The organism is Mycobacterium liflandii, from assembly GCF_022354805.1.
Lineage (GTDB): Bacteria > Actinomycetota > Actinomycetes > Mycobacteriales > Mycobacteriaceae > Mycobacterium > Mycobacterium marinum.
On record NZ_CP023138.1, the window covers coordinates 3,485,445 to 3,498,933 of the forward strand.

A 13,489-nucleotide genomic window follows, 5' to 3' on the forward strand; every position below is an offset into this window, starting at 1 on the left:
AGTGCGATTCTGTGTCTGCTCGCGAGCTAGGGGAACCGGCCCGCGGTAGGTTGACAGCGTGACACCCACGTTCGCTGATCTGGCCAAGGCGCAATACATCCTGCTCACCACCTTCACCAAGGACGGCCGACCCAAGCCGGTGCCGGTCTGGGCCGCTTTGGACGGTGACCACGGTGACCGCCTGCTGGTGATCACCGAGGGAAAGTCGTGGAAGGTCAAGCGGATCCGCAACACACCGCGTGTCACGCTGGCCATCTGCGACATGCGCGGTCGTCCGAAGAGCGAGGCCGTCGAAGGCACCGCCGCCATCCTGGACAAGTCGCAAACGGCGGCCGTGTACGACGCGATCGGCAAGCGCTACGGCATCGTGGACAAGGTCTTCAACCTATTCAGCAAACTGCGCGGCGGCATGGACAAGAACGTCGGACTCGAGCTCAGGGTGGCCTAGGGCCGATCGCATGGGCACCGTCCTGATTCCGATCCCGGACCGTGATTTCGACCCCACCGAGGTTGCGGTCAGCTGGCGCGTGCTGACCCAAGACGGCCATCGGGTCATTTTTGCCACCGAAAGCGGTGCTACGGGGATCGCCGACGACATCATGGTGAGCGGCCGAGGTTTGGACATCTGGTCGGCGCTTCCCGTCTTGGGTTCCGTCTCGCTCATCGGTCGGATGCTTCGAGCCAACAAAGACGGTCGCCGCTGCTATGCACTGATGCGGCAGTCGGTCGAGTTCCAGCACCCCCTCAGCTGGGCACAAGCCACTCTGGCCGGGGTCGACGCACTGCTGCTTCCGGGCGGGCACCGGGCCCGCGGAATGCGCAGCTACATCGACAGCCAGACACTGCAGGGGCTGGTGGTAGAGGCCTTTGCGGGTGGGCTGATCGTGGCCGCGATCTGTCATGGCGTCTTGCTCGCCGCTCGTAGCATCGATCCGGCTACCGGCAGATCGGTGCTCTACGGGCGCCGGACGACCGCACTGACCTGGGCGTTGGAGCGGCGGGCGTGGCAGCTCACCCGCCGCACCCGCCGCTGGGATCCCGATTACTACCGCACCTATACCGAGGAGCCGGGCCAGGCCCGCGGATACATGTCGGTGCAGGCGGAAGTCACCCGAGCGCTTGAAGATCCCACCGACTTCTGTGATGTTGCTCGCACTGCCCCGCACCGATGGCTCAAGACTTCCGGCATGGTGCGTGACACCGCGACCGACTCGCGGCCGGCGTTTGTGGTCGACGACGGCGGCTACGTGTCAGCGCGCTGGCCAGGTGATACGCACACGTTTGCGCAGGTGTTGTCGTGGAAATTGAGCTCGCGGCATCCCGATGCGGGGTCTTGACCTGCGCTAGCGCGGCGGACTCGAGCTATCGACGGCCACCATGGGCGGGCTGGCTCCGCTGACGGTCGTGGCGGTTGTGCTCGCGGTCCGAGGTTCACCCTCAAAAATCAGTATCCTGCCTGGGGTGCAGGATCGATTGGATGGCGTGGCCGGCTCGCGGCGCGGGCTGCGGATCGCGCTGCGCGGACGGCGCGACCCAGTGCCTGTCGCCGGACAGCGCAGCCGGACCTCGAGCGGTATGGGTGATCAGCACGTCCGCAAGGTTTTGGACCTCACCATTCGACTAGCCGAGGTGATGTTGTCCTCCGGCTCGGGTACCGCCGACGTCGTCGCCACCGCCAACGACGTGGCTCAGGCGTATCAGATCACCGACTGCGTCGTCGACATCACGGTCACCACGATCATCGTGTCGGCCCTGCCGACCGCGGAGAGTGCGCCGGTCACCATCGTGCGCTCGGTGCGGACCCGCTCCACCAACTTCACCCGGCTGGCCGAACTGGACCGGCTGGTCCAGGAGATCACCGCCGGTGGGGTCACCGTCGATGAGGCACACGAAGCCATGGACGAGTTGACCCAACGGCCGCATCCATACCCGCGCTGGCTGGCGACCGTCTGCTGGGCGGGCTTTTCCCTCGGCATCGCCATGATGCTGGGAGCCAACTGGCGGACCTGCGCCATCGCCGCGCTGACCGCCGCGACGATCGATCGACTGGGCCGGGTGCTGAACCGGATCGGGACCCCGTACTTCTTCCAGCGGGTGACCGGAGCGGCCGTCGCGACCTTGGTCGCGGTGGCGGCCTATCTGTTCACCGGTGAGGGGCTGGCGGCCCTGGTGGCCACCGGGATCGTGATGCTGCTATCCGGATTGACGCTGGTCGGTGCGATGCAGGACGCGATAACCGGCTATATGGTCACCGCGGTTGCCCGGATCGGCGAGGCATTGTTCCTGACGTCGGGAATCGTCGTCGGCATCCTTGCCGGCCTGCAGATCGCCAAGACCGCGGGCGTCGAGATCGAGCTGCGTGTCCATGGGAGTGGCGGGTTCGTTGTTCCGCAGGGGCCGCTGCCGATCCTGCTCACGGTGCTCGGAGCCATGCTGGCCGGGGCATGCCTGACCGTGGCGAGTTACGCGCCGCTGCGGTCGGCCGTCACCGCCGGGTTCGCGGCCGGACTCGCCGACCTGGTCTTGATCGGTCTTGGCACCGCCGGTTTCGGTCAGGTGATCGCCACCGGGATCGCTGCGGTCGGGGTCGGTTTTCTGGCGACCCTGATCTCCATTCGCCGTCAAGCCCTCGCGCTGGTGACCGCCACAGCGGGCATCGTGCCGATGCTGCCCGGTCTGGCGGTTTTCCGCGCTGTCTTCTACTTCGCTGCCGACTCGCATTTCGATGAGGCGCAAAGCCAGTTGTTGTCGGCGGCGGCGACCGCGCTCGCCTTGGGCAGTGGGGTGGTGCTGGGTGAGTTCGTCGGCTCACCACTGCGGTATCGCGCCGGACGGATCGGTCATTTGTTGCGGATCGAGGGTCCGCCCGGACTACGTCGGGCCGTCGGCCGAGTGGTGCGCCTGGAACCGACCAAGAACGCGCAGTCGACCAACACCCGAGGCCAACAATCGCGAAGTGTCGCGCTCGAGCCGGCGTCGACCGACCACTCCGACGCCGCCGAGGACAACGACCGAACCGGGGGGCACGGCGGTCACGGCGGTCACGGTGGTCACCGGGACGAGTCCTAGCCGTCCTCGCCGGCCGTCTCGGTCAGCGCGTCGAGGTGGACACCTTTGCGGGCGTCGGTTCGGGCTCTGGTGCCGGAGCCGGCGTGGGTTCGGGGGTGGGCGTGGCGACGACCAGCACGCCGCCGGAAATCCATTGGATGGTGATGGTGGACTGCGGCAGGGCGGTCTGCAGGTCGGCTTCCAGCGAGTCGACTTCCGGTTGGGTTTGGCCGATCAGGGTGATGGTGATGGCGCTGGCGGTGCCATTGGTGCTCAACACCGCGACGTCCGGTCTCTTGGCGGCCCAGGCGGTCGCGGTTGTGCGCGCGGTATCCAGCGCGGCCTGAGTGCCATCGGACTTGGCTGGGCCTAAGGTGCGAGTCCAGGCCAGGCTGACCGGGATGCGGTAGTTGAACCGCGAGTCGATCAGCGACGTCAGCTCCTCGGCCCGTTTCGGTGGAAATGGCCCGGCGGTGGAAACCACCAGCGTCCCCGACTCGTAGCTGAGCCCTTGCAGGGTCAACGACTGAGCACCCAGCCAGCTTCGGATCACCGGGCCCAGTTCGTTCAGCGGTGGCTGGGGTGTGTCCCAGGGCTCCGGCGTTGTTGATTAGCAGGCTTGTGAGCTGGGTTGATGATCTTTGGTGCCGCGCTATTGGGGCCGGAGTGTAGGCACGGGCTATCTGGAGAACGATCGAGTTGGTTACTGTTCGTCGTTGGTCTGGAGTTGCCCGTGCCTACCGTTTCAGTATTGCCTGTGTCGTCGGTTCCAGAGGTGTTCGACCGCTGGAGTCCTGGTGAGCGTAGCGAGGTCATCGGATCGGAGTTTCTCGGTGTGTTGGTCTCGGTGCTAGACCCGAGGGACCCACGCGGTCGGAGGTATTCGCTGATGGCTTTGTTGGCGATCGCGGTTCTGGCCACTGCCGCGGGGATGTGCGGCTATGCTGGTTTTGCTACATGGGCGGCCACCGCTCCCGATGATGTGTTGGCCTAATTAGGGGTCCGGTTCCGGCGGCCCAGTGAGAAGACCTTCCGCGCTGTTTTGTCTCGGCTAGACCCCGCCGACCTCAACGCCAGGATGGGCAGTTACTTCACTGCACACGTGGCCAGCAGCGACCCCAGTGGATTGGTGCCGATCGCGTTGGACGGCAAGATGCTGCGTGGTGCTTTACGCGCCAAAGCGACAGCCACGCATTTCGTGTCGGTGTTCGCCCACCGTGCCCGATTGGTGCTCGGTCAACTCGCTGTCGCCGAGAAAAGCAATGAAATTCCCTGCGTACGTGCCCTGCTCACGCTGCTGCCGGGTAGCTTGTGGTGGCTGGTCACCGTGGATGCGATGCATACCCAGGTCGTCACCGCGAAGTTGATCTGCGCCACCTTGAAGTCGCACTACCTGATGATCGTCAAGTCCAACCAAGCCAAAATACTTGCGCGTATCACCGCGCTGCCCTGGGCCGAGGTGCCCGCAGCCGCTACCGACGACTCCCGCGGCCACGGCCGTGTCGAGACCCGCACCCTGCAAATCATCACCGCTGTACGAGGAATCGGCTTCCCCTACGCAAAACAAATCATCCGGATTACTCGTGAACGTTTGATCACCGCCACCGACCAGCGCAGCGTGGAGGTGGTCTATGCCATCTGCAGCCTGCCGTTCGAGCACGCCCGCCCTACCGCGATCATGACCTGGATGCGTCAACACTGGGGAATCGAGAACAGCCTGCACTGGATACGCGACGTCACCTTCGACGAAGACCGTCAAAGGGCACATACCGGAAACGGCGCACAGGTCCTAGCAACGCTACGCAACACCGCGATCAATCTGCACCGCCTCAACGGCGCCGACAACATCGCCGAAGCCTGCCGGATCACCGCTTTGACCGCCAACCGCCGCCTAGACCTCCTCAATCCACAATTCCCCAGCTCACAAGCCTGCTAATCAACAACGCCGGAGCCCTGGGGTGTGTCCGGGCGACTGTGCTCGGGATCGCGCACCGGAATCCAGCTCAACTCCACGGTGACCGGGTGCCCCAGGGCCCGGCTGAGACTGGCGGCCACGGTCTGCACCGGTGGGGGCGAGGTGGGGCTGGTGATGTCGGCTCGGACCGTGCTGCCCGTGGCGGTGATGTGGCTGAGCACGCTGCCCGGACTGAGCATGTCGGTCAGCGTTTGGGTGGCGATCTCGAGATCACGGGCATGGCCGGTAAGCGCGATGAACCGCGGGGTGAGGATCATGGCAACCGCCACGGCGCTGACCGCCGCCAAACCCAGCGACGCGACGATCTGGCGGCGGTGGGTGCGGAACTTGTGGAGCGGGACCAGTCCGCTCAGCAGGAAGACCACCGCCGCCATCACCACGATGCCGACGAGGTTCGTCGAAAACAGGATGACGGCACCGCGGGCCAACTGTGGCTGTCCGCGCCCGAGCAGGACGCCGGCCGCGCCCAGCGGGGGAACGACCGCGACGGCGACCGCGACGCCCGGCAGGGCCGCAGAGATTTTCTTGTGCACCGTGGCCAGCGCTCCGACCGCGCCGGCACCCATCGCGACCAGAAGGTCGCGGATGTCCGGGCTGGAGCGGGCGACAACCTCGCTGGGCAGACCGGTGCCGGTCGCGGGCAGCAACGTGGCGGTGATCCATCCGACCCCGACGGCAACCATGGCCGATACCGCTACCAGCGCCAGTCCACGCAGCAGCCGGTGTCCCCATCCCATGATCAGGCAGGCGGCTATCCCCATGATCGGGGCCATCAAGGGGGCGATCATCATCGCACCGATGACGACGGCCGCGGAATTCTGTAGCAGGCCGATCGAGGCGACCATGCTGGACAGGACCATCAGGGCCGCGAAGCGCCACAGCGCCCCGCCGGACAGCGTCACCATCAGCGTGTCCATGATCGAGCGACGGTCCTCGACCGGCAATAACTTTGGTCGCCAGGGAACCGCCCTGCCCTTCGGGTCGGTTGGGTCGGTTGTGGCCCGGTCATCGGACTCGCCCACGGCGCTGCGGCCGGGAATTTCGGTCAGCATCGGTTTGGGGGGCAGCTCCACCGTCATCAGTCGGGTCGCCTATCGCGGTCGGGGTGCGGATCTCATTCTGCACCAGCCACTTTGCTGGCGGTGATCGTCTGTTGAGGGACGAAACTTACCGGCAGTGTGACAATTTGCCGGCTTTTCGGGCAGCGACACGCCGCGGCGTTTGCCGTAATGCAACCTCGCGCTGGCGATTTCGCACCGACGTCCGCGGGCCGAATGCCAACCGCTCTGGCGGTGCTCAGCTACCCGAAGTCCCGGCGGCCAGGTGCTCGCCGAAGAACGCGAAGACCCGGCCCCACGCGTCTTCGGTCGCGGCTTCGTTGTAGCCGAAGCCGGTGATGCGCAGCAGCGGTTGTCGGGGAAGCTTGTTGGCGAAGCTGTGCCCGGCACCCGGATAGCCCTTGATGTCGGCGGGGATCTGTTTGGCCTGGGTCACTTCGCGTAACCGGCTGGGTGCGCCCAGGCCCAGCGGGTCGCGGTTGCCAAAGCTCGCCACGATCGGACACGCGCCGTCGAGCGTCTCGCTGAGGTGGCGCGGCAGCGGGGTGCCATAAAACGGTGCCGATGCGCCAAAGCCTCTGGGTGACAGGATCAAGGCGAATTGACCGCCCATACAGAAGCCCGCGATGCCGACCTGGCCGGAGCATTCGGCCATGGCCAATAGGTGGTCGCGGGCGGCCAAGATGTCATCGAGCGCGCGGCCCCGCTTGGTCAAGAGCTCGCGGAAGACGCGGGTAATGCAACGAGCGCGGCCGCCGCGCGCATACATGTTGGGAGTCAGCGCGAGGTAGCCTGCCGCGGCGATGCGCTCGGAAATCGCCTCGTTGTCGGGGGCATAACCGATCGCGTCGTGGACCACGACCACCCCCGGCCACGGACCTTCTCCGGTGGGAACGCCCAGCAGTGCGTCGATTGGTCCGGCGGGGGTGTCGATATCAATCGTCGTCATAGCGTCATCTAACTGCAGCCGTGTTGCGACCGTACGCGGAACTCGGGCGCAGTTCCCATACGTTGGCGTCACATGGTAGGTTGGCTAATTCTCATCTACGCCGTTGTCGAGCTCATGGCACTGATTGGGCTTACGGCAGCGATCGGGTTCGCCTGGGCAGTTCTGGTGCTGTTGGCCAGCTTTGTCCTGGGGTTGGTGTTCTGGGCCCCAATGGGCGGCTGGCAGCTGAGCCGTCAGCTCGGGCAGTTGCGCTCCGGCCTGCAGGAACCGCGAAGCGTGCTCAGCGACGGCGCGCTGGTTGCTGTGGCCACCGGGCTCGTGCTGGTTCCCGGCCTGGTCACCACCGTGTTCGGGTTCTTGCTGCTGGCCCCGCCGATCCGGGCCGCAGCCCGTCCCGGCCTGACCGCTATCGCGGTGCCAGGTTTGCTGCGACGGGTGCCGCTGACCGGCGCCGCGGCGGCGAGCATGGCTGATGCGTTCAACCGCCGCAACGCCCGTGAGCAGCGCGACTTCATCGACGGCGAGGTTATCGACGTCATCGATGGTGAGCCGCCGACCTTGCCGCAGGCGGTGGTCGAGGTCGACGAATTGGACGAATTCGATGATTTCGATGGTTTCGATCGATTCAACGGCTTTACTCGCTTCGACAGTTTCGGAAACGTGCGTACCTCGACGCGCCACCGCTCGGCGCCGGGTGCCAGGTAGCTGGCCGGCCCGCCCACGTAGTTTTGCGGTGTGACGCGGATTTCCACCAAGCTGCTGGTCAACGGCCGGGTTTACAGCCCGACGCATCCTGACGCCACCGCCATGGCGGTGCGCGGCGATACCGTTGCCTGGCTGGGCAGCGACGACGTCGGCCGCAACCAGTTCCCCGATGCGCAGGTAGAGGATCTCGACGGCGGATTGGTTGCGCCGGGGTTCGTGGACAGCCACATCCACCTGACCGCGACCGGTCTGACGATCAGTGGGCTGGACCTGCGGCCCGCGAGCTCACTGGGGGGTGCCTGCAGTTGGCTGCCGACCACGCCGCGGCGCACCCGGGCCAGCCGCTGTGGGGCCATGGCTGGGATGAGTCGGCATGGCCGCAGCACATAGCCCCCAGCACCGCTCAACTCGACGCGGTGCTCGGTGAACGGCCCGCATACCTGGCTCGAGTCGACGTCCATTCCGCGCTGGCCTCCTCGGGCCTGCGCCGGCTGGTCCCGCACCTGTCGGAGGCCGCCGGGTTCACCGAGCAGGGGCCCCTGACCGGCGAAGCCCACCACCTGGTCCGCGCCCGCGCCCGCGATCTGCTGACTCAACCACAGCTCGCCGAGGCGCGGACCGCGGCGCTGGGGTCGCTGGCGGCCGCCGGCATCGTCGCGGTGCATGAGTGCGGCGGCCCCGAAATCGGTGGCCTCGACGACTGGCTGCAGCTCTCCGCCCTGCCGCACGGTGTCGAGGTGATCGGCTACTGGGGTGAGGCGGTTACCACTGCCGCCCAGGCGCGCACGCTGATGGCCGAAACGGGCGCGCGCGGCCTGGCCGGTGATCTCTTCGTGGACGGGGCGCTCGGGTCGCGTACCGCCTGGCTGCATGAGCCCTATGCCGATCAGCCCGGCTGCGTCGGAACCTGCCACCTGGACGGGCCAGCGGTGGAAGCACACGCGCGAGCCTGCACCGAGGCGGAAGTCACCGCGGGATTTCACGTCATCGGTGATGCCGCCGTCGCGACAGTGGTCGACGCGTTCGAGCGGGTCGTGGCCGACCTCGGGGTGGTCGCCGTGGCTCGTTGCGGCCACCGCCTGGAACACGCCGAGATGGTCACCGCTGAACAGGCGGCGAAGCTGGGCGCGTGGGGCATCATCGCCAGCGTGCAGCCAAACTTTGACGCGCTGTGGGGAGGCGCTGAGGGCATGTACGCCCGGCGCCTTGGTCCGAAGCGAGCGCGCCTGCTCAATCCGCTTGCGCTGTTAGCATCCCAAGGCGTGCCCCTCGCGTTTGGTTCCGACGCACCCGTCACCGGGTTTGACCCCTGGGCGAGCGTGCGTGCGGCGGTCAACCACCACACCGCGGGCAGCGCGGTGTCAGCGCGGGCGGCGTTCGCGGCAGCAACGCGCGGCGGCTGGCGGGCCGCGGGCGTGCGGGACGGAAAGACCGGAACCCTGGTTCCCGGGGCGCCCGCTTCGTATGCCGTGTGGGACGCCGGCGCTCTGACCGTCAGCGCACCCCGCGATGCCGTCCAGCGTTGGTCTACCGACCCGCGGTCGCGCGTGCCCGCGCTGCCGCGGCTGGATCCGGCGGATCCGCTGCCGCGGTGTCGTCAAACCGTGCATCGAGGTGCGGTCATTTATGGCTAGGGACTGGCTCGGTCGCGAAAGGCTGCCTGTGGATGCTCAAGAGGACAATCCGGAGGTTGTGCAACCTGAGCCCGGCGTTGACCAAACAGGTCCGCTTGGCGATGAACGAGAGCCCGACGCGGATACCGCTGACCCGGGCGATGACGCCGCGATCGCCGATGATCTCGCCGACGAGCAGGACGAGGCGCAGGACGAGGCGCAGGATTCCGAGACCGAGGCCGAGACCACGCAGGTGAGCGCCGGGCCGAGCGCTGCCGTTCGGCTCGGAACTGCCGCGCGCCAGGGGCTGGTGGCATTTGGCGCCGGAGCGGCGGCTCGACTGCCCGGCCTGTGGGCCGCAACTCGCCCGCGGCTGGTGCGGTTGGTGGTGTCGCTTGTCGCCGGATTCCTGATGTATGCCAGCTTCCCGCCCACCAACTGGTGGTGGGCTGCCATCGTCTCGGTGGCGCTGCTGACCTGGGTGCTGATGCACCCAGCCAGCACCCCTGTGGGCGGGCTGGGCTATGGATTCGTGTTCGGGTTGGCCTGTTTCGTGCCGCTGTTGCCGTGGATCGGGACGTTGGTGGGGCCGGTGCCCTGGCTGGTGCTGGCCACCACCTCGGCGCTGTTCCCGGGTTTGTTCGGCCTGTCGGCGGTCGTGGTGCGCCGATTGCCGGGCTGGCCGATCTGGTTCGCGGTGCTGTGGGGCGCACAAGAATGGCTGAAGTCGATCGTTCCGTTCGGCGGTTTCCCCTGGGGATCGGTGGCGTTCGGCCAGGTTGACGGGCCGCTGCTGCCGTTGGCGCAGCTCGGCGGTGTGCCGCTGTTGTCCACCGGGGTAGTGCTGGTGGGCTCCAGCTTTGCCGCTATCGCCCTGGAGATCGAGAAGTGGTGGCGCACCGGCAGCCCGGCCGCTCCGCAGGCCGACCCCGAGGCGGCCCAGCCGGTTGAGCCGGCCAAGCCCCCCGCGGTCCTGCTGCCGGGTATCGCCGTCTGTCTGGTGTTGTTCGCCGCGGTCATTGTGTGGCCGCAGGTGCGCCACGCCGGTGCGGGATCCGGCGGAGAACCCACCATCACCGTCGCGGTGGTGCAGGGCAACGTGCCCCGGCTGGGTCTGGACTTCAATGCGCAGCGTCGCGCGGTCCTGGACAACCACGTCCGCGAGACACTCGAGCTGGCCGAGGACGTCCGAGCCGGCCTAGCTCCGCAGCCGCAGTTCGTCATCTGGCCGGAGGACTCTTCGGACATCGATCCACTGATCAACCCCGACGCTGCGCAGCAGATCTCGAAGGCCGCCGTGGCGATCGGAGCGCCGATCCTGGTCGGTACGGTGCTCGACGCTCCGGGCAGCAGCCAGAAGAACCTGGAGAACGCGGAGTACACCAACACCGTGCTGGTCTGGAATCCCACCACCGGACCGGGCGACCGCCACGACAAGGAAATCGTGCAGCCATTCGGCGAATATCTGCCCATGCCGTGGCTGTTCCGGCATCTTTCCGGGTATGCCGACCGGGCCGGGCACTTCGTACCCCGGCCGGGTTCGGATGTGGTGAACATCGCAGGCGTACCGGTGGGCGTGTCGACCTGTTGGGAAGTGATCTTTGACAGGGCTCCGCGAAAGGCCGTCCGAAACGGGGCCCAACTGCTGGCCGTGCCCAGCAACAACGCCACGTTCAACAAGACGATGAGCGAGCAGCAGTTGGCCTTTGCGAAGGTGAGGGCCGTCGAACACGACCGATATGTGGTGGTCGCCGGCACCACCGGAATCAGCGCGGTGATAGCGCCAGACGGCCGCGAGCTGGTTCGGACCGATTTCTTCGAGCCCGCGTATCTGGACATACAGGTCCGTCTCAAGACCAGACTCACCCCGGCAACACGCTGGGCTCCGATCCTGCAATGGCTGATGGTGGGGGCGGCTGGCGTGCTGATTCTGGTCGCGATGCGGCACAATGGGTGGTTCCCGCGTCCGACGCGTCGGCGGTCCGGGCCCGCGGGCGAAGCTGATCAGTCCGATGCGCCCCAGGACGAAGCTGACGACTCGGGCGCGGCGTCCCGGAACGAATCCGAGGACGACCTGCAGACAGCAACCGGCACCCCGCCTGAGGCGGGCGGCCACCACTCAACCTGATTTCGGGCGACATATAAGGAGCTACATGACCACCGGCCAACCTGCGCCCCAGAGCCCGGGACCTCGTCCCAGCGAGCGCACCCTGGTGATCATTCCCACCTACAACGAGCGGGAGAACCTGCCCCTGATCCATCGGCGGGTGGTCGACGCGTGCCCGCACGTACACGTGCTGATCGTCGATGACAACAGCCCCGACGGCACCGGGCGGCTTGCCGACGAGCTGGTCGCCGCCGATCCCGATCGCATTCATGTCCTGCATCGCACGGCCAAGAACGGCCTGGGTGCTGCCTACCTGGAAGGGTTCGCCTGGGGCTTGAGCCGGGGGTACTCGGTGCTGGTCGAGATGGACGCCGACGGCAGCCACGCGCCCGAACAGCTACACCGCCTGCTGGACGCCGTCGACGCCGGTGCGGACCTGTCCATCGGTTCGCGCTATGTCCCCGGGGGCACGGTACGAAACTGGCCGTGGCGGCGCCTGGCCTTGTCCAAGACGGCCAACACCTATTCGCGGCTCGCGCTCGGTATTGGGGTGCACGACATCACCGCCGGCTACCGGGCTTACCGCCGTGAGGTGCTGGAGAAGATCGACCTCGCCAGCGTCGACTCCAAGGGCTACTGCTTCCAGATCGAGATGACCTGGCGCAGCGTGAACAGCGGCTTCGTCGTCGCCGAGGTTCCCATTACCTTCACCGAACGCGAGATCGGCGTATCGAAGATGAGCGGGTCCAACATCCGCGAGGCGCTGTTCAAAGTCACCCGGTGGGGCGTCAAGGGCAGGTTCGCGGGTTCTGAGGGCGGGTTCTGAGGGTGGGGGCGACCGCGCCCACACCCACGACCACAGCTAGCCGGCGGTCCGGCCGCGGCATCAGCCGCGGCGACGCGACCGGATCAGGTCAAGACGTTCCTTGAGCAGCTCTTCGAGTTCTTCGACCGAGCGACGCTCGAGCAGCATGTCCCAGTGCGTGCGCGGCGGCTTGACCTTCTTCGGCTCCGGCAGATCACCCTCGATCAGGGTGCCTTCCATGCCGTTCTTGCACAGCCAGGTGCCGGGAATCTCGGCATCGTCGGCGAACGGCACCTGGAACTCTTCGCCGTTCTCGGTGCGGTATCGAGCAATCTGACGCGGGGCGAGGTCGTGGTTGCGGTCGGTTTCGTAACTTACGGCCCCCAATCGACTGCCTCTAAGGACACGATCAGCCATCGCCGCTACTCCTCCGGATCATCGAGCTGGTGGGCTCCGTACTGGTGATTCTTTCCGATTGCCAAACGTCGCGACCGGCTACATAGTTCCCGGGCGCACGACGCGACCATTAATGATACTGAGTGCGTCGAGCGAGGCCGACTAAAGTCGGCAGGCGTGAATCGTCCTCGCCCTCAACCATGCCGCTGGTGCGGCCGTGACGTCACCGACGCGGGTATGGGCCGTCGTCGTCAGTACTGCCGGCAGTCATGCCGGCAGCGGGCCTACGAGCAACGGGCCATGATGACCCGGGGCGATGCGGGGGCCGCATTGGCGCTGCCGGCCGATGCCGTGGTGTTGTCGGCGGACGAGGCGGCCGACCTGTCGGATCGCGTTTACCAGGTGCGATGCGCAGCCGAGGACGTCGCCACCGCGCTTGACGAGGGAGCCGGCGTCGACGAGCTGCGTGAGTTGTGCGACGAGCTGCTGCGGGCCGCCAGGGCCGCCGACGGCTGGCACCGAGTGGGTGTCTGACCGTTTGGCCTCGGCGCGCCGGGTAAAGTCGCGCCATGGACGGCGGGCCTGGTGTACGCAGGGGTATACGGGACCACAGTGCAACGGAAATCCAGCCCACGGGTTATCCGGCCGCATTGGCGCCCGCCCGTTTCGCAAATAGCTGGGAGTATTGGACGTTTTGAAATCTTGCCGGAGTTGGCGATACTCACCAGCGACATTCTTCGGTCGGAACGCAGCACGACGGTGGTCGAAAATGCAGCGACATCGCTTCGTGCAGCAACTTCCGTGATCCGGCGAGGGCCGGCGGTCGACGACCA

Annotated in this window: 8 protein-coding genes and 4 pseudogenes; 8 read left to right on the plus strand and 4 right to left on the minus strand. The window is 66.8% G+C overall.

The window, feature by feature from the left end; translation table 11 throughout:
* Nucleotides 1-58 precede the first annotated feature (58 nt).
* From CKW46_RS15675 to CKW46_RS15685, 3 genes are read left to right on the plus strand one after another with little or no spacing between them, the layout of a single operon-like run.
* Nucleotides 59-448 carry a PPOX class F420-dependent oxidoreductase gene (locus tag CKW46_RS15675; RefSeq protein WP_117437649.1) on the plus strand — a complete coding sequence of 130 codons (390 nt, stop codon included), beginning with the start codon at nucleotides 59-61 and terminating at the stop codon, nucleotides 446-448.
* A 10-nt stretch (nucleotides 449-458) separates the two neighbouring features.
* Nucleotides 459-1,337, plus strand: coding sequence for a type 1 glutamine amidotransferase domain-containing protein (locus CKW46_RS15680; RefSeq protein WP_011740273.1), 879 nt, complete (start codon nucleotides 459-461; stop codon nucleotides 1,335-1,337).
* A 40-nt stretch (nucleotides 1,338-1,377) separates the two neighbouring features.
* Entirely contained in the window at nucleotides 1,378-3,069 is a 1,692-nt protein-coding gene (locus tag CKW46_RS15685; RefSeq protein ID WP_015355700.1) for a threonine/serine exporter family protein, read from the plus strand.
* Nucleotides 3,070-3,091: 22 nt separating this feature from the next.
* Here CKW46_RS15685 and CKW46_RS15690 read toward each other — a convergent pair whose 3' ends face one another.
* Nucleotides 3,092-3,601: a hypothetical protein gene (locus CKW46_RS15690; RefSeq protein ID WP_083866449.1), complete on the minus strand. Its 510-nt coding sequence runs from the start codon at nucleotides 3,599-3,601 to the stop codon at nucleotides 3,092-3,094.
* A 180-nt stretch (nucleotides 3,602-3,781) separates the two neighbouring features.
* Here CKW46_RS15690 and CKW46_RS15695 point away from each other — a divergent pair.
* Nucleotides 3,782-4,984 (plus strand): annotated as a pseudogene (locus tag CKW46_RS15695) (ISAs1 family transposase).
* On the opposite strand, the gene CKW46_RS15700 reads toward CKW46_RS15695, so the two are convergent.
* Both CKW46_RS15700 and CKW46_RS15705 read right to left on the minus strand, forming a co-directional pair.
* Nucleotides 4,981-6,102, minus strand: coding sequence for a DUF389 domain-containing protein (locus CKW46_RS15700; RefSeq protein WP_482053346.1), 1,122 nt, complete (start codon nucleotides 6,100-6,102; stop codon nucleotides 4,981-4,983). The pseudogene CKW46_RS15695 and the gene CKW46_RS15700 sit on opposite strands and share 4 nt — an antisense overlap.
* A 217-nt stretch (nucleotides 6,103-6,319) precedes the next feature.
* On the minus strand, nucleotides 6,320-7,030 hold the full coding sequence (locus CKW46_RS15705; RefSeq protein ID WP_094360182.1) for a dienelactone hydrolase family protein: 711 nt from the start codon (nucleotides 7,028-7,030) through the stop codon (nucleotides 6,320-6,322).
* Between the two features lie 72 nt (nucleotides 7,031-7,102).
* On the opposite strand from CKW46_RS15705, the pseudogene CKW46_RS15710 reads away from it, so the two are divergent.
* The 3 pseudogenes from CKW46_RS15710 to lnt all read left to right on the plus strand — a co-directional run.
* A pseudogene (locus tag CKW46_RS15710) lies at nucleotides 7,103-7,591 on the plus strand (FxsA family protein); the annotation flags it as partial.
* A 246-nt stretch (nucleotides 7,592-7,837) separates the two neighbouring features.
* A pseudogene (locus CKW46_RS15715) lies at nucleotides 7,838-9,369 on the plus strand (amidohydrolase).
* Nucleotides 9,362-12,281: pseudogene (gene lnt / locus CKW46_RS15720) on the plus strand (apolipoprotein N-acyltransferase). The pseudogenes CKW46_RS15715 and lnt overlap by 8 nt, the downstream one beginning before the upstream one ends.
* A gap of 60 nt (nucleotides 12,282-12,341) precedes the next feature.
* On the opposite strand, the gene rbpA reads toward lnt, so the two are convergent.
* On the minus strand, nucleotides 12,342-12,677 hold the full coding sequence (gene rbpA / locus CKW46_RS15725) for an RNA polymerase-binding protein RbpA (protein ID WP_011740265.1): 336 nt from the start codon (nucleotides 12,675-12,677) through the stop codon (nucleotides 12,342-12,344).
* A gap of 156 nt (nucleotides 12,678-12,833) precedes the next feature.
* On the opposite strand from rbpA, the gene CKW46_RS15730 reads away from it, so the two are divergent.
* Complete coding sequence (locus CKW46_RS15730; RefSeq protein ID WP_117435939.1) at nucleotides 12,834-13,190, plus strand: hypothetical protein; 357 nt, start codon at nucleotides 12,834-12,836, stop codon at nucleotides 13,188-13,190.
* Nucleotides 13,191-13,489: the final 299 nt, after the last annotated feature.

Coding starts and splice junctions, on each gene's coding strand:
- CKW46_RS15680 (WP_011740273.1), top strand. CDS start 459: ATGGGCACCGTCCTGATTCCGATCCCGGACCGTGATTTCGACCCCACC.
- CKW46_RS15685 (WP_015355700.1), top strand. CDS start 1,378: ATGGGCGGGCTGGCTCCGCTGACGGTCGTGGCGGTTGTGCTCGCGGTC.
- CKW46_RS15700 (WP_482053346.1), bottom strand. CDS start 6,102: ATGACGGTGGAGCTGCCCCCCAAACCGATGCTGACCGAAATTCCCGGC.
- CKW46_RS15705 (WP_094360182.1), bottom strand. CDS start 7,030: ATGACGACGATTGATATCGACACCCCCGCCGGACCAATCGACGCACTG.
- rbpA (WP_011740265.1), bottom strand. CDS start 12,677: ATGGCTGATCGTGTCCTTAGAGGCAGTCGATTGGGGGCCGTAAGTTAC.